We start from the raw sequence: 24,375 nt of genomic DNA, 5'->3' as shown, positions 1-24,375 counted from the left end.
ATGCAATCAACGGTTATCAATATAAACGCTACGACTGGTCACCGCGCCGACCTTTACATTTGCTTACCGGGCCTTACATTTTCCTTAAAGCTGACACGTAACTGTCCACCATTTGCGACAGTTTATTTCCGTGGTTCAATCAATGTGCCATGCAAGCCGATATGTTGTTGCGCAACCCCACTGCCACCCTGCGCATTTTTATAGATTTGGTACACTGTCAGGCAGGCAATGCAGCCAGCAACCACGGCAAAAATGACCATGCAACGCTCCTTGAGTATGCTTGATGGGATCAGGGCTCGCGGCTGATGACGTCCAGGCGAGCAGGGAAGATTCAGTGTGGCATCTTCGACGTTGGGGGCATTGCGCAATGTCAAACGCGCCAATGTGACGGGGTCAAGGCGTTTGATATGACGCAACGTGGCGGCATTCCGCTCACACAAAATGAACGCATCATTCCGCACCTGGGAGCCACATCATGAATGTCTCTGCCAAACCGCTCGTCATGAAAATCTACCGCGCCTATCTGCGTTCCCGCCTGGAACGCTACACGCGCGACTTGCAAGCCATCGCGGAACAGCGCGAAAACGACTTCCAGGCCGAACGCATCCTGCACCAGGCCGTCGTCTCGGTGCGTTCCAAACTGCACTCGCTGTAACCGTGATGCCGTCAGTGCTGCCGGCCGGCCACGGCCCAGCGCTCCACCAGCTCGAACAGGCCCTGCGTCAGCAGGGCCAGCACGGCTGCGGGGATCGCGCCGGCCAGCAGCATGTCGTTGTCGTTCAGGGCCAGGCCGATGGTGATGCGTTCGCCATAGCCGCCCGCGCCGATGAAGGCGGCGATGGTGGCAGTGCCCACGCTCATCACGGCCGCCGTTTTCACGCCCGCCAGCATGACGGGCAAGGCCAGCGGCAAGTCCACGTGCAGCAGCCGGTCGCGCCGGCTCAGGCCCAGCGCCAGCGCCGCCATGCGCAAGCCTTGCGGCACCTGCAGGATGCCCGTGCACGTGTTGCGCACGATGGGCAGCAAGGCGTACACGAATAGGGCCGCCAGCGCCGGCACGGTGCCGATCATGCCCAGCACGGGAATCAATATCGCCAGCAGAGCCAGCGACGGCACCGTCTGCAGCACGCCGACCAGCGCCAGCACCGTTTGCCGCAGCGGCGCCGAAAACGCCGCCAGCACGCCCAGCGGAACGCCGACCAGGCAAGCCAGCGCCACCGACAGCAGCACCAGCGTCACATGCTGGCGCGTCAGGGTCCACAGATCGTCGCCGAGGATTTTATCGAGCAGGCCGCTGCGCGCGACCGCCGGCTTATTCGCCCGCGTGCCGGACGCCAGCCACTGCCGCGCCACGCCGGCAAAGCTCTTGCCGTCGATTTCCACGGCCGCATTCATGGCGATCATGTCGCCCTCGCTGATGCGCCCCTGCAGCGCCTGCAAGGCTTGCCAGGCGGCGGGAAAGCGCCGCGGCACGTCGAGCCGGTACAGCAGCATGGCGTCATAGCGGGGAAAGTACTGCTGCGTGTCGGCCAGCACGCGCAAGCCATACTGGCGGATCTTCGCATCCGTCGAATAGATGTCGATCACGTCCACCTGGCGCTGCGCCAGCGCTTCATACGCGATGCCGTGATCGAGCCCGCGCGGGCGCTGCGGCAAGCCATAACGCGCGGCCAGGCCCGGCCAGCCATCGATCCTGCCGATGAATTCATGCGACAGGCCGAATTTCAGGGATGGGTGCCGGGCCAGCTGCGCCAGGTTCGTGATGGATTTTTCATCGCCGCGCACGGCCAGCGCATAGGTATTATTAAAACCCAGCGGCACGGCCACGCCCAGGCCCAGCGGCGCCAGCTCGCGCCGCATCTGATCCAGATCAATGGCTTTGTCGTGCTTGAGGATTTCGCTGGCGATGGTGCCCATGTATTCGGCATACACATCGATGCTGCCCGCCTGCAGCGCGGCCAGCACGATGGCCGTATTGCCCAGGCCCTGGCGGTGCTGCGCCGCCACGTGCGGCGCGGCGCTCTGCTTGACGATTTCGCCGAGGATGTACGATTCCGTAAAGCGCTTCGAGCCCACCTTCAGGGTGCCGCCTTCGACGGCATGCGCGGGCGCGGCGACGCTGAAAACAAGCAGCAACAACAGGTAAACGCAACGCACGCGGCGCTCCAGGACGGATGATCAATCCGGCAAGCTTACCACCGGCGCGCGCCAGACACCGCCGTACACCACGCCCGCGCACGGGTTCAAGCCCAGCGCATATGCCAGGTCGGCCGGGCGCGCGATGCGCCACAGGGCGAAATCGGCGCGCTTGCCCACTGCCAGGCTGCCCGTGTCGTGCTGCTGGCCCAGCGCGCGCGCCGCATGGATCGTGCATCCAGCCAGCGCTTCCTGCGGCGTCAGCCGCCACAGCGTGCACGCCATGTTCATCGCCAGCAGCAAGGACGTCATGGGCGAGGTGCCCGGATTACAATCGGTGGACACGGCCATCGGCACGCCGGCCGCGCGCAGCGCCGCCACGGGCGGCGGCTGCGTCTCGCGCAAGAAGTAATATGCGCCCGGCAGCAGCACGGCCACCGTGCCGTGTTCCGCCATGGCGGCGATGCCCCCGTCCGACAAAAATTCCAGGTGGTCGGCCGACAGGCCGCCGTAGCGGGCCACCAGCGCCGCGCCGCCCAGGTCCGACAGCTGCTCCGCATGCAGCTTGACGGGCAAACCCAAACCTTGCGCCGCGTCAAACATGCGCTGCGTTTGCGCCGGCGTAAAGCCGATGCGCTCGCAAAACGCGTCGACGGCGTCGACCAGGCCATCGCCGGCCAGCTTGGGCAGCATCTGCGCGCACAGCAGGTCGATATAAGAGTCGGCCTGGCCCGCGTATTCGGGCGGCAGCGCATGCGCGCCGAGAAAGGTCGTGCGCACGGATACAGGTAGCTGTTCGCCTATCCTGCGCGCCACGCGCAGCATCTTCGCCTCGCTGTCCACAGCCAGACCGTAGCCGGACTTGATTTCCAGCGTCGTCACGCCTTCGGCCAGCAGCGCCAGCACGCGGGGCAGGCTTTGCCGCAGCAATTCGTCGTCGCTGGCCGCGCGCGTGGCGCGCACGGTGGACATGATGCCGCCGCCGGCACGGCTGATGTCTTCATAGCTGGCGCCATTCAGGCGCGCCTCGAATTCGTCGCTGCGGTTGCCCGCGTGGACGATGTGCGTATGGCAGTCGATCAGGCCCGGCGTCAGCCAGCAGCCCTGCCCGTCCTGCAGCACCGCGGCGCTGGCCGGCAGCTCGTCGCCGGGGCCGATCCAGGCGATGCGGCCATCCTTGACGGCGATGGCCGCGTCGAGCAGCTCGCCATAGCCGTGCTCCATGGTGGCCAGGTGGACGTTGTGGATGACCAGATCCCAGTCTTGCATCGTTTTTACTCCCTAAGTAAACAGGTCGACGCACAACACGGCCGAACGCTGCAAGGCATCGAGCCGCCATTCCTGCGCATCGTCGGCGTCCAGCAGCAGCGCATCATGGCGGGCCAGCGCGAACTGCTGGTCGCTTGAGCGCGCCAGCACGGCACCATCGCCGGCGACAAACAGCAAGGTCATCTCGCTGCGCCGCACCAGCCGGCCCGGGGCCGTGATTTTTTCCAGCTGGTGGCGGCAGCGGTCGCGCCGCGTCATCACGTTGAAATCCGTCGTCGTCCCCTTGACTTGCGCCTCCACGGCGGCCTCGCCGGGAAACCACAGCATCGGTTGCGCCGCGCTCAAGGTCACCTTGCGCGTGCCGTCGAGCGTCAGCTGCACGCTGTCGCCATCGACCAGCATCAGGCTGCGGTCGATGCCGGGAAAGCTGGAAAACGGCCCGCTGGCCGTGATCGTCGCCAGGCTGATACGCCAGTCAAAATCGTCGAAACCGGCGTCCGGCGGAGAAATGGCGATTTCCGTCGTGCTGCCGCCGCCGTTTTTCCACGGCGCGGCGCGCAGGTATTCCTGTGGGATGAAGGTCGCCATCAGAGCGCCCTCAGTTGCGCCAGCGTACGCCGGTAGGCGGTGGCGATGGCGTCCTGCGCCACGTGGCGCCCGCCGCGCACCTGCCACTGGCCGCCGCACAGCACGTCGCGCACCAGGTTGTCGTTGCCGCAGAAGAGTACGCTGCCCAGCACATCGGCGATGGCCACGCCGCACAGGTTCACGTGCGCGTCGTCGAGCACCAGCAAGTCGGCGCGGCAGCCCGGCGCCAGCGCGCCCAGCTTGCGCCCGGCCGCCTGCGCCCCGCCCCGCAAGGCCGCTTGCCACAGGTAGTCGCCCACATGGCGTTCATCCGGCGTGGCGGCGACATTGCGCTGCTGGCGCTGCAAGCGCTGGCCGTATTCGAGCCAGCGCAATTCTTCCACCGGCGACTGCGATACGTGGCTGTCGCTGCCGACGCCGAAACGCCCGCCGGCGGCGATGAATTCGGCCAGCGGGAACAGGCCGTCACCCAGGTTCGCCTCCGTCGTCGGGCACAAGCCCGCCACGGCGCCGCTGGCCGCCATCCGCGCCACCTCGTCGGGCTGCACGTGCGTGGCGTGCACCAGGCACCAGCGCGCATCGACGTCGAGCTGATCGTACAAATACTGCACCGGGCGCCGGCCGCTGTAGTCCAGGCATTGGCGCACCTCGCCCTGCTGCTCTGCGATGTGGATGTGGATCGGGCGATCCACGGGCAGCGCTGACGCCACTTCACGGATCTGCGCCACACCGGCCGCGCGCAGCGAATGGGGCGCAAAGCCCACTTCCACCTGCCCGCCGCGCTGCGGCGCCAGCGCCTCGATGATGCGCAAGACATCGTCCGCCCCCGTGCGGAAGCGCGCCTGCTCGGGTTTGAGGGGCTGTGCGCCGAAGCCCGCATGGCTGTACAGCACGGGCAGCATGGTCATGCCGATGCCGCTGAGGCGCGCCGCGCCCAGCACCCGTTCGGCCGTTTCGGCGGGACGCGCATACAGGGCGCCTGCCGTATCGCGCTGCAGGTAGTGAAATTCGCAGACGGACGTGTAGCCATGGCGCAGGCATTCGGCAAACAGCTGCGCGGCGATGGCCTCCATCTGCTCCGGCGTGATGTGGCGCGCGAAGCGGTACATCAAGTCGCGCCAGGTCCAGAAGCTGTCCACTACATGATTAACCTCGTCGCCTGCAACCTCCGTCATGCCGCCCAGCGCCCGCTGGAAGGCATGCGAATGCAGGTTGACCATGCCAGGCAAGACATATTCGGCCACTTCCGCACCGGCGGGCGGCATGGCGCCCTCCTTGACGTGGGTCAAGTCGCCGGCCGCATCCCATTCCAGCAGCACGTCGCGGCGCCAGCCCTGCGGCAGCAGCGCGTGGCGCGCGAACAGACAGGTACTCAATGCGCCACCCATGCCACGGCCGCTTCCATCATCTGGCGCAGCAGCGGCTGCACCCGGGCCGCCAGGTCGGGCCGGTAGCCGAATGGCGCCGCTTCGTCCATGCCAGGTTCATTCATGTACAGGCACTGGCACATCTCGAGCTGGATCGCATGCACGCGCTTGTCCGGCTGGCCGTAATGGCGCGTGATGTGGCCGCCCTTGAAGCGGCCGTTGAGCGCCACGGTAAATTGTTCCTGCGCGCGCGCGATGCCGACCACGACGGACGTCAGGCCCGCATCGCAGCTGGCGCCATCGGCCGTGCCGAAGTTCAGGTCGGGCAGCTTGCCGTCAAAGAAGCGCGGCACGCGCGAGGCGATGGAATGGGCATCCCACAGCACCACGGCGCCATGCACGCGCAACAGCCGGTCCAGTTCCGCGCGCAGCTGCGCATGATACGGCGCCCAGTAGCGCTGCAATCGGCGCTGCACGTCGGCCGCATCAGGCTCCTTGCCGGCCAGGTATAGCGGCTCGCGGTGGAAGGTATCGTTGGGCAGCAAGCCCGTCGTATCCTGGCCCGGATACAGATTCGTGTCTTCCCGCGGGCGGTTCAGGTCGATGGTGTAGCGCGACCAGCGCGCCGACAGCACGGACGCATCCATCTCCTGCAAAAAACCATACAGCTCGCGCAAATGCCAGTCCGTGTCGGCCTTGATCAAGGCTTGCGGCGTCATGCGCGCGGCGATATCGTCCGGTATGTCGGTGCCCACGTGGGGCATCGATACGAGCAGTGGGATGCTGCCCTCATTAAAGCGGAAATCCATGCTTGTCTCCTTGCGCCCGCTCAAGCGTACAGCGGGGCGAACAAATTCTTGCAGGTGCTGCTCAACTCACCCTGCAGCACCATCTGCTTGGCCGCTTCGATATCGGGCGCAAAAAAACGGTCGGCGTCGAAGAACGGCACCTTCTGGCGCAGCTGGTGGTGCACGTGCTCCAGGTGCGGCGAGGTTTTCAGGGGACGGTGGAAATCGATGCCCTGCGCGGCGGCCAACAGCTCGATGCCGACGATGACGGCCGTGTTGTGCGCCATGTCGTCCAGGCGGCGCCCGGCGAACGTGGCCATGCTCACGTGGTCTTCCTGGTTGGCGGACGTGGGCAGGCTGTCGACGCTGGCCGGATGGGCCAGCGACTTGTTTTCCGACGCCAGCGCGGCCGCCGTCACGTGGGCGATCATGAAGCCGGAATTGACGCCCGGGTCGCGCACCAGGAACGGTGGCAGGCCCGAGAGCGTGGCGTCGATCAGCAGCGCGATGCGGCGCTCGGCCAGGGCGCCGATTTCGGCGATCGCCAGCGCCAGCGTGTCGGCGGCAAACGCCACCGGCTCGGCATGGAAGTTACCGCCCGAGACGATTTCCGCCTGCCCGTTGGGGCCATCCTGGAAGATCAGCGGGTTGTCCGTGACGGCATTGGCTTCGATCAGCAGGGTACGGCCCACGTTGCCGATCAAATCCAGGCAGGCGCCCATGACTTGCGGCTGGCAGCGCAGGCTGTACGGGTCTTGCACGCGCTCGTCGCCCTCCAGGTGCGAAGCGCGAATGGCGCTGTTGGCCACCAACTGGCGGTACATCTGCGCGGCCAGGATTTGCCCCGGCTGCCCCCGCACGGCGTGCACGCGCGCGTCGAACGGCGAGTCGCTGCCCTTGGCCGCGTCCAGCGACAGCGCGCCCGTGACCATGGCCGCTTCCAGCAGGCGCTCGGCCATGAACAGGCCATGCAGCGCCAGCGCGTTCGACACCTGCGTGCCGTTGATCAGCGCCAGCCCCTCTTTTGCCGCCAGCACGACGGGCGCGATGCCCGCCTGCGCCAGCGCTTCGGGCGCCGCCATCAATTCACCGTTGACGCGCACCTCGCCCACGCCCAGCATGGCCAGGGTCATGTGCGACAGGGGCGCCAGGTCGCCCGAGGCGCCGACGGAGCCCTTGGCGGGAATGGCCGGCATGATGCCCGCGTTGTACAGGGCGATCAGGGTGTCGACGATCAGCGGGCGCACGCCGGAAAAGCCGCGCGCCAGGCTGCCGATCTTCATCAGCATGATCAGGCGCACGACGGCGTCCGACAGCAGCTCTCCCGTGCCGACGGAATGCGACAGGATCAGGTTGCGCTGCAATTGCTCGAGCTTTTCATCGGGGATGCGCGTCTTGGCGAGCAGGCCGAAGCCAGTGTTGATGCCGTAGGCCGCATCGCCCTTGGCGACGATGGCTTGCACGGCGGCGGCCGACGCCTCGATGACGGGATAGGCCTCGGCGGCGAGGATCAGTTTCGCGGGTGCGGCCCAGACGGCGCGCAGGTCGCCCAGAGTCATCGCGCCCGGTTTCAGGGTCCAACTTTTGGCATGCTGTGTCATAGTCATTCGAATCTAGGTCTCAAGGAAGCATTGGAAGAATCAAGCCATTGCGCTTGGCGCAAGCGGCCGCTGTTTCGTAGCCGGCATCGGCATGGCGCATGACGCCCGAGCCGCTGTCGTTGACCAGCACGCGCGCCAGGCGTTTCGCCGCCGCTTCGCTGCCGTCGGCCACGATGACCATGCCCGCATGCTGAGAATACCCCATTCCCACGCCGCCGCCATGGTGCAGCGAGACCCAGGTGGCGCCGCCGGCCGTGTTCAGCATGGCGTTCAGCAGCGGCCAGTCGGAGACGGCGTCCGTGCCGTCCTTCATGCTTTCCGTCTCGCGGTTCGGGCTGGCGACGGAACCCGTGTCCAGGTGGTCGCGGCCGATGACGATGGGCGCCTTCAGCTCGCCCGTGCGCACCATCTCGTTGAAGGCCAGGCCGGCGATGTGGCGCTCGCCCAGTCCCAGCCAGCAGATGCGCGCCGGCAGGCCCTGGAAGGCGATGCGCTCGCGCGCCATGTCCAGCCAGTGGTGCACCTGCTTGTGGTGCGGGAACAGCTGCTTGATCTTCGCATCCGTTTTATAGATGTCTTCCGGGTCGCCGGACAAGGCCACCCAGCGGAACGGCCCCCGCCCCTCGCAGAACTGCGGGCGGATGTAGGCTGGCACGAAGCCGGGGAAGTCGAAGGCATTCTGCACGCCCTGGTCGAACGCCACCTGGCGGATGTTGTTGCCGTAATCGACGGTGTGCACGCCCATGGCGTGGAAATCGAGCATGGCTTGCACGTGGGCGGCGCAGGAATCGGCGGCAGCCACCGTCAGGCGCGCGTGGCGCTGCGGGTCTTGCTGCGCGGCCTTCCAGTCCGACACGCTCCAGCCGCGCGGCAGGTAGCCGTTGACCAGGTCGTGCGCGGACGTCTGGTCCGTCACCAGGTCCGGCACCAGGCCGCCCGCCTTGGCCCGGCGCACCAGTTCCGGCAGCACTTCGGCCGCGTTGCCCAAGAGGCCAATGGAAATGGCTTCCTTGCGCTCGGTATGGTATTTCACCAGTTCCAGGGCTTCATCCAGGCTGGCCGCCTGCTTGTCCAGGTAGCGCGTGCGCAGGCGGAAATCGATGCTGCTTTGCTGGCATTCGATATTGAGCGAAACGGCACCGGCCATGGTGGCGGCCAGCGGCTGCGCGCCGCCCATGCCGCCCAGGCCCGCCGTCAGGATCCAGCGCCCGCCCCAGTCGCCGCCGAAATGCTGGCGGCCCGCCTCGGCGAAGGTTTCATACGTGCCCTGCACGATGCCCTGCGTGCCGATGTAGATCCAGCTGCCGGCCGTCATCTGGCCGTACATGAACAGGCCCTGGCGATCGAGTTCGTTGAAGTGTTCCCAGTTCGCCCATTTCGGCACCAGGTTGGAGTTCGCGATCAGCACGCGCGGCGCGTCCGGATGCGTCTGGAACACGCCCACCGGCTTGCCGGACTGGATCAGCAAGGTCTGGTCGTCTTCCAGTTCGCGCAGCGAGGCGAGGATCTGGTCGAAGCAGGCCCAGTTGCGGGCGGCGCGGCCGATGCCGCCGTAGACGACCAGGTGCTGCGGATTTTCCGCCACTTCCGGGTCCAGGTTGTTTTGCAACATGCGGTAGGCCGCCTCGGCCTGCCAACTCTTGCAAGCCATGACCGTGCCGCGCGGGGCGCGGATGGTACGGCTGGCATCAAAGCGTGGATCGGTGTCCATTGTGCTGTTCATGCTGTCTCCTCGTAGGGTGCGAGCGGGCGTATTTAGCCCGCTCTTGTGCTCCCAGCATAGGTTGTCTATACAACCAAGTCAACAGGTTTTTGCAGCCGTCCAGCGCCTATTTTTTCTGGAACACGCGCTTGCCCGCCACCCACGTCTGCAGCACCTGCGTCTTGCCGATGGCCCTGGGGTCGACCTTGAACAGATCCTGGTCGATGACGACGAAATCCGCCCATTTTCCCGCTTCCAGGGTGCCGATGACCTTTTCCTGGTGCGCCGCCCAGGCCGCGTCCAGCGTGAAGCAGCGCAGCGCTTGCGTCACCGTCATCGCCTGCTGCGGATACCAGCCGCCGGCCGGGAACCCCTCGCTATTTTGCCGCGTGACGGCCGCGTGGATGCCCTCGAACGGGTTCGGCGACTCGATGGGGAAGTCGGAGCCGCAGGCGATGCGCGAACCTTGCTTGAGGAAGGTGCGCCACGCATACGCGCCCTTGATGCGCTCATGGCCCACGCGCTGCTCCGCCATGTTCTGGTCGGACGTGGCGTGCGTGGGCTGCATCGACGGCACGATGCCCAGCGCCTTGAAACGGGGGATGTCGGATAATTGCACCACTTGCGCATGCTCCATGCGGTGGCGCAGGCCCACGCTATGGTATTGCGCGGTCAAGGCCTGGTAGCCGTCGAGGATTTGATGGTTGCCCGCGTCGCCGATGGCGTGCACGTTCACCTGGTAGCCGGCGCGCATGGCTTTTTCCATCTTCGCGCGCATGGCGTCATCTTTGAAGAACAGCAGGCCGCTGGTGGTCGGATCGTCGCTGTACGGCGCCAGCAGCGCTGCGCCGCGGCTGCCCAGGGCGCCGTCGGACAGCAGTTTGACGGCGCGCAAGGCGTACATGTCGCGTGCGTAGCTGGTCAAAGGGCCGTTTTTCGACAGCGCGTCGAAGTCTTCCGTCGTGTCCGCAATCATGCCGTAGACGCGCACCGTCAGCTTGCCGTGGTCCGCGTAGTCGCGGAACAGCCGGTCCTGCATCTGGCCGATGCCCGCATCGTGCACGCTGGTCAGGCCCGCCTGCGACAGCTGCGCCAGCGCGCCATCGAGGGCGGCGCGGTTTTCCACGTCGCCCGGCTTGGGCAGCACGGCATCCACCAAGTCCATGGCATTGTCGACCAGCACACCGGTGGCGTTGCCGTCCGCGTCGCGTTCTATCTTGCCGCCGGCCGGATCCGGCGTGGCGCGCGTGATGCCGGCCAGCGCCAGCGCGCGGCTGTTGGCCCAGCCCGCGTGGCCGTCGACCCGGCGCAGCCACACGGGCCGCGCGCTTTCCGCCGCATCGAGCTCAAGCGCCGTGGGAAAGCGCCCCAGCCTCCAGATTTCCTGGTTCCAGCCATTGCCGACGACCCAGCTGCGGTCGGGATGCGCGCGGGCGAATTCGCCCACGGCTTGCACGGCGGCCTGCAGCGACGACGAACCGTACAGCATCACGCCGCTGGCGATCGTCCCCAGGCCGAACACGTGGCCGTGCGCGTCGATCAGCCCTGGCAGCACGGTCTTGCCCTGCATATTGACGTGGGTGGCGCCCTTGGCCGCCTTGCGTTTCACCTGCGCGGCGCTGCCGACGGCGAGCAGCTTGCCCGCGTCGTCAAATGCCAGCGCCGTAAAACGGACTACCTTGCCATTCGCGTCGAGCGTGTAGCCGTTGGCGTTGTCGATGATGGTATCGGCGTGGGCGTGGGCCAGCGTGCCAAGGCAGGCGAGCGTAAGCAGGGTACGGCGCAAGGGCAAAGTCGGCATTTCCATCTCCAGGTCTTTTAGTCGTTAGCAAAAAGACGAGTGTATAGAAATTGGCAAAATGGTCAATCAGGCAGCAGATGATTGCCGCAGCATCAGCCAGTAATCGCAGCCCGTGACGGCTTCCGCGTAGCGTCCCGCCACCGCGAAGCCCAGGCGGGCATAAAACGGCAGGCTGCGCTCGTTGTAGGTCTCCAGGAAGCACGCGGCACCCGCCGCATCGACGGCCGCCAAGCCAGGCGCCAGCACGGATGCGCCCAATCCCCGCCCCTGCGCATCCGGGGCGATGCCGGCGATCGACAGATACCATGCGTGCTGCAGACCGTGCGACGCCAGCGCATGCTCCATGTTTTCGACGATGGCCGAAAAGTGTGCAAAGCCGCGCTCACCCAGCAGAACGCGCAAGGCATCCTCGCGCTGCGCGTAGGCGGCCTGACGCCGGGCTATCGGCGTATCCGTCGTCCAGATGGCCGCGCCATTGCGCCCGTCATCAGCCAGGTCGACGCGACCCGCCTGCCAGCCTTCGGCCAGTGCCAGCGCGAAGTAGGCTTCCAGCATGGCCAGCCGCGCCGCCTCGTCGTCGCCGCAGGCCACCGTGACGGCGCGGTAGAACGGGTCGCCGATCAGGGCGGCGGCCAGGCTGCGGGCGGCTTGCGATGCTTGAGTATGGGGTGCGCTGGGCATGGATTCTCTTTCTTTTCATCGTAACGGGGAAACGCCGGGCATCTTAACGCAAGCGCCCAGGCCTTGCGCCCAGTCAATACCTCCCCGCCGCCGCTGGCTTAGGCTGAGGTTTTAAGACGGAGGTTCCATGGCCAGGCACCATGTCATCAGCACCACCGCGTGCGACGTGTTCTTCAAGCTCGTGGCCCACCAGAAGAAAAGCCTGGGCGCGCGCTTCGACAGCATGATCGTCACCTTCAGCGCCAACGGCCGACCCGTGCTGGGTGCCACCCTGCGCAACGCGACAAGCGGCTGCGAACTGCACCGCCTGGCCGGCCAGCCCGACGAATGCTGGTGCTGCGGCTATGACGAGCAGCTGGAATTCGTCTCGCAAAACAAGGTGCCGCTGGCGCACGCCGACTACCGGCTCACCTTGAGCAATGGCGAAACGTGGACGGGGACGACGGATGCGAAGGGACGCACGGGGCGCATCGCCAGCAAGCGGGAAGAGCAAATCACGACGGTGGAATTTTTCCCACAAGAAGACAGCCTTCCCTGCTGCTCTGCTGCACCAGACCCAGTGGCTTCGACGGCGATCATAGTGGAGCTACAAGACGTAAAAACGACCGACAAGGATCTCGATACATCAGTAAAACAGGTAAAAATCGATAGCATGGCTCGCCCGCTTACCCAGGGTGAAATAGACATGGCATGGATGATTTTCGAGGATGCCGTCGACTATAGCAAAGTCAAAATTCACAAGAGGCCTTATCTATGGCTGTTGCAACCAAAAAACACTGCCATGACGCCCAATGGGGAAATGTATTTTCATGAGTCGAGATTTCTGGACGATTTTTCCAGTGCAGATAACACCGAGCGTCATTGGTTCATTCATGAAATGGTCCATGTTTGGCAATATCAACTCAAATATCCGGTCGCAATGCGTGGAGCATTCAGAATAGGACTGGACTACAAGTACGTATTGTCATCCAAAAGAAAGTTGGCCGACTACAACATGGAGGCACAAGGAGACTTGGTAGCCGACTACTACGCGTTGAAATACTTAAAGGATTCCTCCGCAATGCGCCAGGAAAAATATGCCAATGACCAAGCACTTTATGAACAGGTACTCATTGATTTTTTCACCGACAGAAAAAGTGAAAAGAATTTACCTGGCAGCAACATCGAGCGCACTCCTCTCGTCGATATACCTTGATGCGGGTGCAACATCACGCATCGCCGATGCTGAAATCAGTTCAGTGAATGGCACCCCCTGCTTCACAATCTCGCAGACAGAAGAAAAACGTAACGGTCAGCCACTTCTGGGAGCACTCAGTATTTCAGACCTGTCAGTAAAACCCGCTACAAAAGTGTGGAGCTTTGTGATGAGCGGAGGAGGAAAAGTTCCACTTTCATCAAAAATCTGTCTTCTCTATGGCGACATTCCACAGGGCGCAAATGGTATGCCAGCCCCTGAACTGCAAACAGGACGGGTTTACAGCATCTTCTTGAATGGGCGTCCAGATGATCCTTCCGACCCGACTTATGGCTATAGAGGGAAATTCTGTATCGTTGCCACGTCCACTGGTGAACGAAAAATCATCGCCATTGGCAGCGACACGCCAGCATGGAAACAGGATAATTGCCCGGAGCATTCGCTCATCAGATAGTGCGGGGATCGCCATGCCATATCGTCACACACTGCTATTCCTGCTTGCCACGCTGACGACTATCAATGTCTCGGCGTGGTCGCGCATCGCTGATGCCCACATTCACTCTGTCAACGGCATGCCCTGCTTCTCCATTACAAAAAAGGAAGAGGCACGCAATGGCACACCAATGCTCGGGGCATTGATCGTTTCCGATCTATCCGTTCAACCCGTCAAGAAGGTATGGTTTTTCTCTGCACCTCCAGATTGGCCTATTCCAATCCATGCAGATTCGTGCATTCGTTATGGAGATTTGCCCCCTACTGCTACAGGAATCAAACCAAAAAGTCTTGTTCCAGGACATTTCTATAGCGTATTTCTGAATGGCCGTCCTAAAGATCCGTCCGATCCAACGTATGGCTATCAAGGAAAATTCTGCGTGAGAACTACGGCTGCTGGCGGCCAGCAAATCATTCCCATCAACAGCGACATGCAGGCCTGGATCGATGAAGTTTGCCCAACGCCCCGTTAGCATCAATCCAACGCTGTTCATACTGCTCGCGCTCTCAAGCATGAACAGCGACGCGCGCTCACGCATGGCCGATGCCGAAGTTACCTCGATCAATGGCGTGCCCTGCTTCAGCATTTCCAAAAAAGAAGAGAGGCGCAACGGCCAGCCCTTCCTCGGCGCCTTGAGCGTGTCCGACGTGACGGTCAAGCCAACGACGGAAATATGGGGGTTTCTCATGACGGACGATAAGAAAATTCCGCTGTCTTCAAAAAATTGCATTCCCTATGGGAATATTCCGGCTCATGCCGACGCTGCGCCCGCACCTGAATTGAAGACCGGCAGGGTGTACGAGGTATTTCTGAATGGCAGGCCAGCCGATCCTGCCGATCCCACCTATGGATATGTGGCAAAGTTCTGTCTCGTACAGCAGGTCTCTGCCGAACCACGCTTCGTCGTCATCAAAAGCGATACACAGGCCTGGATGGATGATACGTGCCCAGCCAGAAATTCTTCCCGATAACGCAAGGCATGCCATGAATCATCGCCACCTTATTCTTTGTCTGCTGGCGACCTTGACGAGCACGGATGCCTCGGCATGGTCGCGCATGGGCACTGCCGCCGTCATGACGGAGGCTGGCCTTCCCTGCTTTAAGATTGCCAGCGAAGAGGAACGCTCAAGGGGGCCTGTCAGCCTGAAGATGCTGACGATCAGCACACCTGGGCCGAATGGCTGGAAAGATGTATGGACGGTCATGTTTCCCAATGCCTCGTTTGGCGATCCCAGCTATCGTCTGCCAAACAAGGGATGCGTGCGCTATGGCAAGGCTCCCGAGGGGGCAGAAAGCAGCGATGCCGCGCCGCTGGTGGCGGGAAAAGTGTATGGCGTATCCTTCCTGGGAAGGCCGCCATCCGCGTCCGATCCCACTTCGCGCTACTCGGCAGACTTCTGCCTGCTCACGGCACCCGCCGGGGGTTTCCAGGTGATTCAACTGAAAAATAGCAAAAATACCTGCGCTCCCGAGGAAAAACCAAGATAGCGTTTCAATTTCCCCGTCACGAAAAAACCACTCCTGGCGCTCAAGACTTGGGCGGAACCACCTCAATCGATTCCTCCCCCCGCTTCGCAGGCGCCCTGAACCATTCACCGGGCGGCACCACGTGCGACTCTTTCGGGTCGTCGATGTAGTGCGGCGAAGTAATCTGCACGTCGAATTCGTTGAAGACGTCGATGATGTTCTGGTGCAAGCGGTTCAGCACTTCGGCGCGCTGGCGGGGGACTTCGGCGCTGGCGTAGGCGACGAGGCGGTATTGCACGTAGTAATCCTGCAAGGCCAGCTGCATCACGTACGGTTTCGGCGTGGTCGACAGTTCCATCGTGCGCGACGCAGCCAGTTCCAGCATGGCGTGCACTTGCCGCCATGGCGTGGCGTAGCCGATGGTGACGGTGGAGTCGAGCACGAAGCCGCCGCCGGGCTGGGCGCGCGAATAGTTTTTCGTCGTTTGCGACATCACCCACGCGTTCGGCAAGGCGACCTCTTCCCCCAGGCCCGTGCGCAGGCGCGTCTCGAACATGCCGACGTCGACCACGGTGCCCTCGCTGTCGCCCACGCGCACATATTCTCCCTTGCGCAGGGCGCGCGTGTACATCAGGATCAGGCCGCTGGCGCCCTGGCCCACGATGCTCGACGCGCCGATCGACACCATCAGGCCCACCAGCACGGAGAGGCCCTGGAAGGCGGCCGTGTGCGAACCGGGCAGGTACGGGTACGCCATGGCCAGCGCGAACAGCCAGATCACCACGCTGGCGATGCGGCGCGTCGGCAGGGCCGTGTCCTTGTCGAGCCAGCCGATCTGCAATTCGCCGCTTTCCACGCGCTTGAACAGCGAGGCGGCCGTGGCGGCGATCAGGCGCGCGATGGCGAAGATCACGCACACCAGCACCAGCCCCGGCAAGGCGCCGATGATGGCGTGGAAGACGTCGGCCGCCACGTCGAACAGGTAGCCGCTCAGGCTTTCGCCCCACGAGCGCGTGTAGGGCAGGCGGCCCAGCACGAAGGCGGCCCACAGATAGGTGGCCATCAGGCGCAAGCCCCACAGCACGGCGCTCAGCAGTTGATAGGCGAAGGCGATGTAGTGCTCGGCGTCGAGCACGCGCACGTTTTTCAGGCGCACGTCGCGCAGGCGAGAAGCCAGCAGGATGCCGCTGCGGCGCTTGGCCCAGCGGTACAGACGCGTCAAGCCCAGCCACACGAGCCAGAACACGAGGGTGGCGGCCGCGCACACGGCGGCGGCGATCGCCAGGTAGCGCCAGCTGCTCTGCTCGCGATAGTCAAAGACGGCCTTGCTCAGTTCCTCGGCCGCCGTTTTCGCCACGCTTTCCGTCGTGTCGCCGGCCAGCAGGTTGACGTCGCCAGGCACGACGACGAACAGCTGCACGCCGTCGAGCAGCACCTGCGTGCCTTCGGGAATCATGCGCGTGCTTGCCTGCAAGGGGCCGTTCTTGGCCAGCACGCCTTCCAGGCGGCGCTGCGCGCCGATGGCCCGTTCATCGGGCGGATAGCCGGCCAGCGCGGCGCGGAAGACAAACACCTTGCGGTTGGCGAACATCAGCGGCGCCGTCCTGGCCGCCGCGGCATGCGCCGGCGCGATGGCGGTCGCAGCCTCCGCAACGAGCGATGGCGCAGCGTCCTGCGCATGGGCCACGGGCAAGAGGAAGATCGTCAACAGGCACAACAGGCGGAGCAACGCGGACATGGCAGAAATGAAAGAGTGACAAGGAGTAGCCATCATGCCATGTAATTGCGGAAACTCAAGCGCCGCACCTACCGTTCAGCTCGCATCATGAAAAATGATGCCCAGGGTGTGGCGCATGCCCGAGCGCAGGCGCGACACGCCATGGCGCATGTTGACGCGGTAACTGCCCCGGGTGCCGTTGACGGGACGCTGCGCGACAGGAAAGATGACGGCGTCGCCCTGCGCCAGCGGCACGACCTCGGCGCGCGACTGCATGCGCGGGCGCTGCTCCGTCAGCACGAACTCGCCGCCCGTGAAATCGTCTTGCGGGCGCGACAGCAGCACGGCCAGCTGCAGCGGAAACACGTGCTCGCCATACAAGTCCTGGTGCAGGCAGTTGTAATCGTCCTTGCGGTAGCGCAAGAGCAAGGGCGTGGGCCGCGTCTGCCCGGCCGCATGGCAGCGCGCCAGAAAATCGGCGTGCGCCAAAGGAAAACGGCTATCGAGGCCCATGCTGGCGTGCCAGCGGTTGGCAATCGCCGCCAGCGGCCCGTACAGCTGTTCGCGCAAAGCGGCCACCACAGCGGGCAGCGGATACGCCCAGTACTGGTACTCGCCCTGGCCGAAACCGTGGCGCTGCATCACCACCCTGCTGCGAAAGCGCGACGCATCGTCGTACTGCGCCGCCAGCGCCGCGCAGGCATCCGCAGCCAGCAAGCCCGGCACGACGGCGCAGCCGTATTGATTCAGCTCATCCTCGATCTGCCGCCAGTCCAGCGCCCTCACCGTCCGCCCTCGCGTTCCAGCAACGCCTGCTTGCGCTCCACGCCCCAGCGGTAGCCGGACAGCGCGCCATCGTTGCGCACCACCCGGTGGCAGGGGATGGCGACGGCCAGGGCATTGGCGGCGCAGGCGCCCGCCACGGCCCGCGCGCCTTGCGGGGCGCCGATGCGCCGCGCCAGTTCGGCATAGCTGACCGTGCTGCCGGCAGGAATCTCGCGCAAGGCTTGCCACACGCGCTGCTGGAACACGGTGCCGCGCACGTCGAGCGGCAAGTCCAGGCCGATCGCCGGCGCCTCGACGAGGCCCACCACCTGCGCCACCGTCCGTTCATAGTCAGGCTCGGCGCCGCGCAGTTCGGCGCGGGGAAAACGGTCCTGCAAGTCGCGCAGCAGCACTTCCGGGTCGTCGTCGATCAAAATGGCGCAGATACCCTTGTCCGTGCTGGCCACGAGGATGGCGCCCAGCGAGCAGGCGCCGATGGCAAAGCGGATCACGGCGCCGCTGCCGCCGTCGCGGAATGCGCCCGGCGTCATGCCCAGCAAGCCCGGCGTAGCCGCGTACAGGCGGCCGCTGGAATTGAAACCGGCCGCATACAACGTTTCCGTGACGTTCGCCGCGCCCTGCAAGCCGGCCTTCAGGCGCTCGCCGCGCCGCGCCGCCGCATAGGCTTTCGGCGTGATGCCCGTGTGCGCCTTGAAGACGCGGTGAAAGTGAAAGCGGCTCATGCCGGCCGCATGCGCCAGGCTGTCCAGGTCGGGCAGCTCGTCGCTGGCGTCAATCAGGCGGCAGATATCGGCCACGATGGCCGCCTGGCGCTGGGCCAGGGGTGGCAAGTCCGGTTTGCAGCGCAGGCAGGGGCGGAAACCGGCCGCCTCCGCCTCTTCGCACGTGGCGTGGAAAGCCACGTTGCGGCGCAAGGCGGGGCGCGCCGCGCAGGAAGGGCGGCAATACACGCCCGTCGTGCGCACCGAGTAATAAAAAACGCCGTCGGCGTCGGGGTCGCGCCGCTGCAGGGCATCCCAGCGTTCATCGTCAGTCAGGTAAGCGTGTTCCATGGCGAACTCCGTGCAAGTCAAGGATAAGTCACCAGCATAGCCAGCGCCAAGGCGCGCCACACTCCGGCGCTTGCTTTTGAATTCAAAAAAAGGCTGGCGGCAGGCATCGCGCTCGGTGCTAAAATCGGCCATCGCGCCTCCAGCCGGCGGCGCGCCCTGCCCGCGCCCCGGAGAAACCGCATTGGACGATCACAATACCCAGGAAAATACGCCCATTTTCCAGCGCATCAAGGATTTTCTGCTGGCCGGCATCGCCGCCGGACGCTGGAAGGAAGGCGACGTGATTCCCTCCGAGCAAGCCCTGGTGAAACAATTCGGCGTCTCGCGCATGACGGTCAACCGCGCCGTGCGCGAACTGACCAGCGAGCAAATACTGACGCGGCGCCAGGGTTCCGGCACCTATGTGGCGCAGCAAAAATACCAGGCGACCTTGTTGGAAATCAAGAGTATCGCCGATGAAGTGCGCGCGCGCGGGCATATCCACCGCAGCAGCCTGCAATTGCTGGAGCGCACCAAGGCGTCCGATTTGCTGGCCAAGCAATTCGGCCTGCCGCCGGAGCACCCGCTGTTCCATTCGCTGATCGTGCATTTCGAGAACGGCGTACCGATCCAGGTGGAAGACCGCTGGGTCAACCCCGAGTGCGCGCCCGACTACATGACGCAGGATTTTTCCAGCATCACGCCAAACGAATACCTGATGGCCGCCGCCCCCCTGCAAGGCGCCACTTACAGCATCGAAGCGCTGTCGGCGCCGCGCGACATCGCCGAAATGCTGGCCATCGACACGAAACAGGCGTGCCTGGTGCTGCGCCGCCAGACGCGCTCGGGCGGCAGGATCGCCTCGATCGCCACCATGTGGCATCCCGGACACCGCTATCAGTTTGCGGGAAGTTTCGCCTGAGGCTATCAGCTCAATTGAGTAGCACGATTTCGCGCCAACTTTCTCACGAATTCTCACCAAATCGCGAAAAAAAACAGCCATTCCGGGGCAAAAAAAGTCCCGTTTTGGCTGTTTCAGAACTTAACTACTCCGACTAAATATTCGATGCTATAGTTGCCGCCAGAAAGCGCCGCAGGCGTTTATTTGAACGCGCATCATGCACTGCCAGCCCCGTCCAATCACGCCCCAGAAAGGGATGCATTTGTCGTATTGCAGCCACACGAGTTTCGGCGCACCACGCCCACGGCGCCCTGCGCTGCGCCGGCTCGCGCGTACGATGCTGGCGGCGGGCATGGCATTCTCGCTGCCGGTGCAGGCGGCGGCACCCGGCATGGCGCCGGCACTGCTGTGGCCGTATGCAGCCGCCAGCGCCACCGCCCTGGCTGGACTGGCTTGCTGGCAAGCCTGGCGCTTGCGCCGGCAGTTGCAGCGCCAGCCCCTGCCCGCCCATGCCCTGGCCGAACACGATGCCATGCAAGCCTTGCGCGGCGCCACCATGGCTGGCTGGACCTGGCGGCGCCAGTCCGACCGGCTGCAATTCGCGCCCCAGTACCAGGACGTGCTGGGCGACAAGAATGCCAGGCTCGAGCATGCACTGGCCGACTGGCTGGCCGAAGTCCACCGCGACGACCGCGCACGGCTGAGTCTTGCCTTTCGCCAGCATCTGGATGGGCAAGCGCCCGGCACCTTCAATTGCGAATTCCGTTTGCGCCACAGCGACGGCCACTGGCGCTGGCTGCTGGCGCGCGGCGCCGTGCTGGCGCGTGCCTCGGATGGCGCCGCCACGCAGGCCAGCGGCATCGTCTGCGATATCAGCGAGCGCAAGCAGGACGAGGAATCGCGCATGCGCTCGATGCTGGAAGCGGCGCCCGAAGCCATGCTGGTGGCCGACGTCGAGGGCAAGGTGCATTACGCCAACCAGATCGGCGCGCGCTGCTTCGGCTATCCGCTGGCCGAATTGACGGGCATGTCGCTGGAGCAATTGGTACCGGAAAGCACGGCCAGCCACTCCGTGGGCGACCCGCAAGGACGGCACAGCCTGCCAGGCCGGGTGATGATGGCGCGCCGCCGCGACGGCACGCATTTCCCGGCCAAGGTCAGCCTGTCGCCGCTGCGCATGGCCGGGCAAGTGTTTTCCATCGTCTCGCTGCGCGACATGACGCAGCGGCAACGCGCCGAGGAAGCGCTGCACGCCAGTTCGGAACGCTACCGCCTGATCGTGCAGACGGCCGCCGAAGGCATCTGGATGACGGATGCGAACGGCAAGACCACCTTCGTCAACCCGAAGATGGCGCACATGCTGGGCTACACGGTGCAGGAAATGCTGGGCCGCCCCCTGCTCGACTTCATGGACCGCGACAGCCAGCTGCTGATGCAGCGCCGCCTGGCCAGCCACGGCAATGCCGCCAGCCAGCCGGACCAGGTCGATTTCCGCTTCTTCCGCAAGGACCAGTCCAGCCTGTGGGGCTTGCTGTCGAGCACCAGCATCCAGTCGGACAACGGCGAGCCGGGCGGCACGCTGGCGATGATTACCGACATCACGGAACGGCGCCAGGCGTCGATCGCCCTGTCGAACTCGAGCCAGCGCATGGCGTCCGTCTTCGGCGCCGTGACGAATGGCCTGGTGGTGCAGGACAGCCACGGCCACATCCTGGAAAGCAATGCCGCCGCCGAGCGCATGCTGGCGGCCAGTCCTGCCGGCAACAGCCTGTGGCAAGCCATCCGCGAAGACGGTTCCGCCTTCGATCAGCGCAGCCATCCCGTGCACATCACCCTGTCGACGGGCGAGGCCATGCGCGACGTGCTGATGGGCGTGCAGCAACCCGACGGCAGCCTGTCGTGGCTGTCCGTGAATACCGAAGCCATCCGCGATGAATACGGCAAGGTGGGCATGGTGGTGGCCAGCCTGACGGACATCACGTATCACAAGCGCAGCGAGAGCGCCTTGCGCGAGCTCAATGAACATCTGGAAGAGCGCGTGGCGCAGCGCACGGAGCAGCTGGACCAGGCCAAGCAGGTGGCCGAAGAAGCGAGCCTGGCGAAGGGACAATTCCTGGCCAACATGAGCCATGAAATCCGCACGCCCATGAATGGCGTGATCGGCATGGCCTACCTGGCCCTCAAGACGGACCTGGAACCGCGCCAGCGCGATTACCTGGAAAAGATCCGCTTCGCCGGCGAACATTTGCTGGGCATCATCGACGACATCCTCGACATCTCGAAAATCGAGGCGGGCAAGCTGGAAATCGAGCGCGTCAACTTCAGTTTCGACCACGTGGTGCAAACCCTGATGACGGTGGTGGCGCCGCGCGCCGCCGGCAAGAATCTGGAATTGCTGTTCGAAATCGACCCGCAGTTGCCCGCCGTGCTCGTGGGCGACCCGTTGCGCCTGGGGCAAGTGCTGATCAACTACGCCAATAATGCCATCAAGTTCAGCGAACAGGGCAGCATCACCGTGAAAGTGCGCAAGGTGGTGGCGGACGCCAGGCACTGCCTGGTGCGCTTTGAAGTGTGCGACCACGGCATCGGCCTGTCGCAGGATGAAATGAGCAAACTCTTCCAGTCCTTCCAGCAGGCCGACACGTCCACCACGCGCGAGTACGGCGGCACGGGCCTGGGCCTGGCCATCTGCAAGCAGCTGGCGCAGCTGATGGGCGGCGACGTGGGCGTCGACAGCCGTCCCGGCGCCGGCAGCACCTTCTGGTTCACGGCCAACCTGGGCATTTCCGACCAGGCGGCGCCCGCCATGCTCGACAGCATGGTGCAGACGGCGGCCGCCATGCGCGCCAGCGCCGACGCGGCCCTGGTGATGCGCACGCTCAAGCATGCGCGCATCCTGCTGGTGGAAGACAACACTTTTAATCAGCAGGTGGCGCTGGAGCTGCTGGAGGAGGCGGGCGCCTCCGTCTGCCTGGCCAACAATGGCGAAGAGGCACTCGATTTGCTGCGCCAGACGCAGTTCGACTGCGTGCTGATGGACGTGCAGATGCCGCTGATGGACGGCTTGCAGGCGACGCGCCACATCCGCGCCGACCCGCAGCTGGCGCACCTGCGCGTGCTGGCCATGACGGCCACGGCCACCAGCGAAGACCGCGTGCGCTGCCTGGACGCGGGCATGGACGATTTCATTTCCAAGCCCATCCAGCCGGCCATGATGTACCAGACCATCGCCAGCTGGCTGCCGGCGCGCGACACGCCGCCACCGCCGGCGCGCAGCCGCGCCGCGCCCGCCTTCAAGACCACGCTGGCGGGCGATCCTCAGGTGATCGACCTGTCCATCCTGGCAAAGTTGCTGGGTTACAACCCGGAAAAGGTGCGCAAATTCGCCTTCAAGTTCCTGCAGACCACGCAGGATGGCTTTGGCGACATCGATGCGGCCCTGGCGCGCGGCGACGTGCACCAGGTGCGGGAACTGGGGCACCGCATCAAGTCGTCGGCGCGCACCGTGGGCGCCCTGGGACTGGCCGAGCTGTGCCACAACCTGGAAACCCTGGCGCCGGGCGAACCTGCCGACGAGGCAGAGCGGGCCCGGCGCATCGTGGCGCGCCTGTGGCCCCTGCTGGAACAGATTACCGAACAAATCATGAATAACACCAGCTTTGCCAATGACGATTAGCTACCGCCAAATTCCGTTAAGGCAAGGTATCGGCATCGACAGCGATGCAGCATATCAATAGAAAGACAGGACGATGAACACTGTATCAAACCAAGCAAGCCGGGAACACAACGAAGCAGGCCTGGCGCCATTGCGCGTGCTGCTGCTGGACGATGACGTCTTCATGCTCGACGTGCTCAGCGACATGCTCGAGCAAATGGGCCCCTTCGACATCCGCTGCGAGTCGCACAGCGAACAGGCGCTGGCGACCCTGAAGCAGCACCAGCCCGACCTGCTGATCTGCGACCTGTCCATGCCCGACATCGACGGCATCGAATTTTTGCGCATGGCGGCGGACAATGGCTTCCGCGGCGGCGTGGTCCTGCTGTCGGGCCTGCATTCGGCCGTGCGCCTGGCAGCCGAACGCCTGGCCGTGGCCAATGGCCTGCATATATTAGGCACCTTCCGCAAGCCGATGGAAAGCGCGGAATTGCAGCTGATGGTGAACTTGCAACTGCAGCACACGGCGCGTCAGGCCAGCGTACAAGCCTGATCGCGGAGGGCGGGCATGGCGCTGCAGGCCAGCAGGCATGCGGCTTTGCCGCCCTGCCGGCACGTGCGGGGACGATATGCCTCAAGTTTTTCTGCAATAATCGCCACGCTTTGAAAAAATGGGTTATTATTTCAGCCATCCCCGCCTGCATACCTCTGGTCGCACCTTCCAAGAACATTGAAGTCGTGCCCATTGCCCCCATCTGCTAGCTGTACTCCAGGAAGCATGGATGGCGAACCAGCGTATGGTGAATTCCAGGCATTATTGATCCCACCCTCATTTGAGGAAAATATGAGCGAAAATATCAAACACATTAGCGATGCATCTTTTGAAGCAGACGTCCTGAAATCCGACTTGCCCGTCCTGGTGGACTTCTGGGCCGAGTGGTGCGGTCCCTGCAAGGCCATCGCCCCGATCCTGGAAGAAGTGGCCAAGGAATACGCCGGCCGCATCGTGATCGCCAAGATGGACGTGGACGCCAACCAGGCAGTGCCTGCCAAGTTCGGCATCCGCGGCATCCCGACCCTGATCCTGTTCAAGGATGGTGTTGCAGCAGCTCAAAAAGTGGGCGCCATGGCCAAGGGCCAGTTGACCGCTTTCGTCGACAGCAACATTTAATGTATGATAGGCAGCGCTGCGCCCGC

The 24,375-nt window shown here is 64.2% G+C and carries 23 protein-coding genes; 10 read left to right on the top strand and 13 right to left on the bottom strand.

Annotation, left to right across the window (positions count from 1 at the left end):
- Positions 1-122: 122 nt before the first annotated feature.
- Positions 123-260, bottom strand: coding sequence for a hypothetical protein (locus tag AC07X6_RS00900; RefSeq protein ID WP_157751284.1), 138 nt, complete (start codon positions 258-260; stop codon positions 123-125).
- Positions 261-475: 215 nt separating this feature from the next.
- Here AC07X6_RS00900 and AC07X6_RS00895 point away from each other — a divergent pair, with 215 nt between their 5' ends.
- Positions 476-655: a hypothetical protein gene (locus AC07X6_RS00895; RefSeq protein WP_034746290.1), complete on the top strand. Its 180-nt coding sequence runs from the start codon at positions 476-478 to the stop codon at positions 653-655.
- Positions 656-666: 11 nt separating this feature from the next.
- On the opposite strand, the gene AC07X6_RS00890 is transcribed toward AC07X6_RS00895, so the two are convergent.
- The 9 genes from AC07X6_RS00890 to AC07X6_RS00850 form a co-directional block, all read right to left on the bottom strand.
- Positions 667-2,157 (bottom strand): glycine betaine ABC transporter substrate-binding protein, encoded by a 1,491-nt coding sequence (locus tag AC07X6_RS00890; RefSeq protein ID WP_494789769.1) that lies wholly within the window; start codon positions 2,155-2,157, stop codon positions 667-669.
- A gap of 21 nt (positions 2,158-2,178) precedes the next feature.
- Positions 2,179-3,405 carry an imidazolonepropionase gene (hutI, locus tag AC07X6_RS00885; protein ID WP_494789768.1) on the bottom strand — a complete coding sequence of 409 codons (1,227 nt, stop codon included), beginning with the start codon at positions 3,403-3,405 and terminating at the stop codon, positions 2,179-2,181.
- Positions 3,406-3,417: 12 nt separating this feature from the next.
- Complete coding sequence (locus AC07X6_RS00880; protein WP_230539005.1) at positions 3,418-3,993, bottom strand: HutD/Ves family protein; 576 nt, start codon at positions 3,991-3,993, stop codon at positions 3,418-3,420.
- Positions 3,993-5,381 carry a formimidoylglutamate deiminase gene (locus tag AC07X6_RS00875; RefSeq protein ID WP_494789767.1) on the bottom strand — a complete coding sequence of 463 codons (1,389 nt, stop codon included), beginning with the start codon at positions 5,379-5,381 and terminating at the stop codon, positions 3,993-3,995. The genes AC07X6_RS00880 and AC07X6_RS00875 overlap by 1 nt, the downstream gene beginning before the upstream one ends.
- Positions 5,366-6,169, bottom strand: coding sequence for an N-formylglutamate deformylase (gene hutG, locus AC07X6_RS00870; protein WP_474292956.1), 804 nt, complete (start codon positions 6,167-6,169; stop codon positions 5,366-5,368). Before hutG ends, AC07X6_RS00875 begins: the two co-directional genes overlap by 16 nt.
- A gap of 20 nt (positions 6,170-6,189) precedes the next feature.
- Positions 6,190-7,749: a histidine ammonia-lyase gene (hutH, locus tag AC07X6_RS00865; protein ID WP_230539008.1), complete on the bottom strand. Its 1,560-nt coding sequence runs from the start codon at positions 7,747-7,749 to the stop codon at positions 6,190-6,192.
- 19 nt (positions 7,750-7,768) lie between these two features.
- A complete protein-coding gene (gene hutU, locus AC07X6_RS00860; protein ID WP_494789766.1) occupies positions 7,769-9,472 on the bottom strand; it encodes a urocanate hydratase in 1,704 nt (567 codons plus the stop codon).
- Positions 9,473-9,578: 106 nt separating this feature from the next.
- Positions 9,579-11,252, bottom strand: a complete 1,674-nt coding sequence (locus AC07X6_RS00855) for an amidohydrolase (RefSeq protein ID WP_494789765.1) — start codon at positions 11,250-11,252, stop codon at positions 9,579-9,581.
- Between the two features lie 66 nt (positions 11,253-11,318).
- Entirely contained in the window at positions 11,319-11,933 is a 615-nt protein-coding gene (locus AC07X6_RS00850; protein ID WP_494789764.1) for a GNAT family N-acetyltransferase, read from the bottom strand.
- A gap of 127 nt (positions 11,934-12,060) precedes the next feature.
- Here AC07X6_RS00850 and AC07X6_RS00845 point away from each other — a divergent pair, with 127 nt between their 5' ends.
- Genes AC07X6_RS00845 through AC07X6_RS00825 form a run of 5 tightly spaced genes read left to right on the top strand, consistent with a single transcriptional unit; the run spans position 12,061 to position 15,109 of the window.
- Positions 12,061-13,128 carry a hypothetical protein gene (locus tag AC07X6_RS00845; RefSeq protein ID WP_494789763.1) on the top strand — a complete coding sequence of 356 codons (1,068 nt, stop codon included), beginning with the start codon at positions 12,061-12,063 and terminating at the stop codon, positions 13,126-13,128.
- Positions 13,010-13,582, top strand: a complete 573-nt coding sequence (locus AC07X6_RS00840) for a hypothetical protein (protein WP_494789762.1) — start codon at positions 13,010-13,012, stop codon at positions 13,580-13,582. The genes AC07X6_RS00845 and AC07X6_RS00840 overlap by 119 nt, the downstream gene beginning before the upstream one ends.
- A 13-nt stretch (positions 13,583-13,595) precedes the next feature.
- Positions 13,596-14,093, top strand: a complete 498-nt coding sequence (locus AC07X6_RS00835) for a hypothetical protein (RefSeq protein WP_494789761.1) — start codon at positions 13,596-13,598, stop codon at positions 14,091-14,093.
- Entirely contained in the window at positions 14,068-14,592 is a 525-nt protein-coding gene (locus AC07X6_RS00830; RefSeq protein WP_494789760.1) for a hypothetical protein, read from the top strand. Before AC07X6_RS00835 ends, AC07X6_RS00830 begins: the two co-directional genes overlap by 26 nt.
- Positions 14,593-14,605: 13 nt before the next feature.
- Positions 14,606-15,109 (top strand): hypothetical protein, encoded by a 504-nt coding sequence (locus tag AC07X6_RS00825; protein ID WP_494789759.1) that lies wholly within the window; start codon positions 14,606-14,608, stop codon positions 15,107-15,109.
- 40 nt (positions 15,110-15,149) lie between these two features.
- Here AC07X6_RS00825 and AC07X6_RS00820 read toward each other — a convergent pair whose 3' ends face one another.
- From AC07X6_RS00820 to ada, 3 genes are all read right to left on the bottom strand, one after another.
- On the bottom strand, positions 15,150-16,826 hold the full coding sequence (locus AC07X6_RS00820) for a mechanosensitive ion channel family protein (RefSeq protein WP_494789758.1): 1,677 nt from the start codon (positions 16,824-16,826) through the stop codon (positions 15,150-15,152).
- 75 nt (positions 16,827-16,901) lie between these two features.
- Entirely contained in the window at positions 16,902-17,639 is a 738-nt protein-coding gene (locus tag AC07X6_RS00815) for a 2OG-Fe(II) oxygenase (RefSeq protein ID WP_494789884.1), read from the bottom strand.
- Positions 17,588-18,643, bottom strand: a complete 1,056-nt coding sequence (gene ada, locus AC07X6_RS00810) for a bifunctional DNA-binding transcriptional regulator/O6-methylguanine-DNA methyltransferase Ada (protein ID WP_494789757.1) — start codon at positions 18,641-18,643, stop codon at positions 17,588-17,590. The genes AC07X6_RS00815 and ada overlap by 52 nt, the downstream gene beginning before the upstream one ends.
- A 181-nt stretch (positions 18,644-18,824) precedes the next feature.
- Between ada and hutC the strand changes: the two genes are divergently transcribed.
- From hutC to trxA, 4 genes are all read left to right on the top strand, one after another.
- Positions 18,825-19,544, top strand: coding sequence for a histidine utilization transcriptional repressor HutC (gene hutC / locus AC07X6_RS00805; protein ID WP_230539019.1), 720 nt, complete (start codon positions 18,825-18,827; stop codon positions 19,542-19,544).
- Between the two features lie 331 nt (positions 19,545-19,875).
- The gene (locus AC07X6_RS00800) at positions 19,876-23,199 is read left to right on the top strand and encodes a PAS domain S-box protein (protein ID WP_494789756.1); all 3,324 of its coding nucleotides are present in this window, start codon (positions 19,876-19,878) and stop codon (positions 23,197-23,199) included.
- A 73-nt stretch (positions 23,200-23,272) separates the two neighbouring features.
- Positions 23,273-23,731: a response regulator gene (locus AC07X6_RS00795; RefSeq protein WP_230539021.1), complete on the top strand. Its 459-nt coding sequence runs from the start codon at positions 23,273-23,275 to the stop codon at positions 23,729-23,731.
- Positions 23,732-24,022: 291 nt separating this feature from the next.
- A complete protein-coding gene (trxA, locus tag AC07X6_RS00790; protein ID WP_071075390.1) occupies positions 24,023-24,349 on the top strand; it encodes a thioredoxin TrxA in 327 nt (108 codons plus the stop codon).
- Positions 24,350-24,375 lie beyond the last annotated feature (26 nt).

It is taken from the genome of Janthinobacterium sp. GW460-12-1-14-LB5 (genome assembly GCF_059423585.1).
This window is presented reverse-complemented; position numbering and strand designations above follow the sequence as displayed.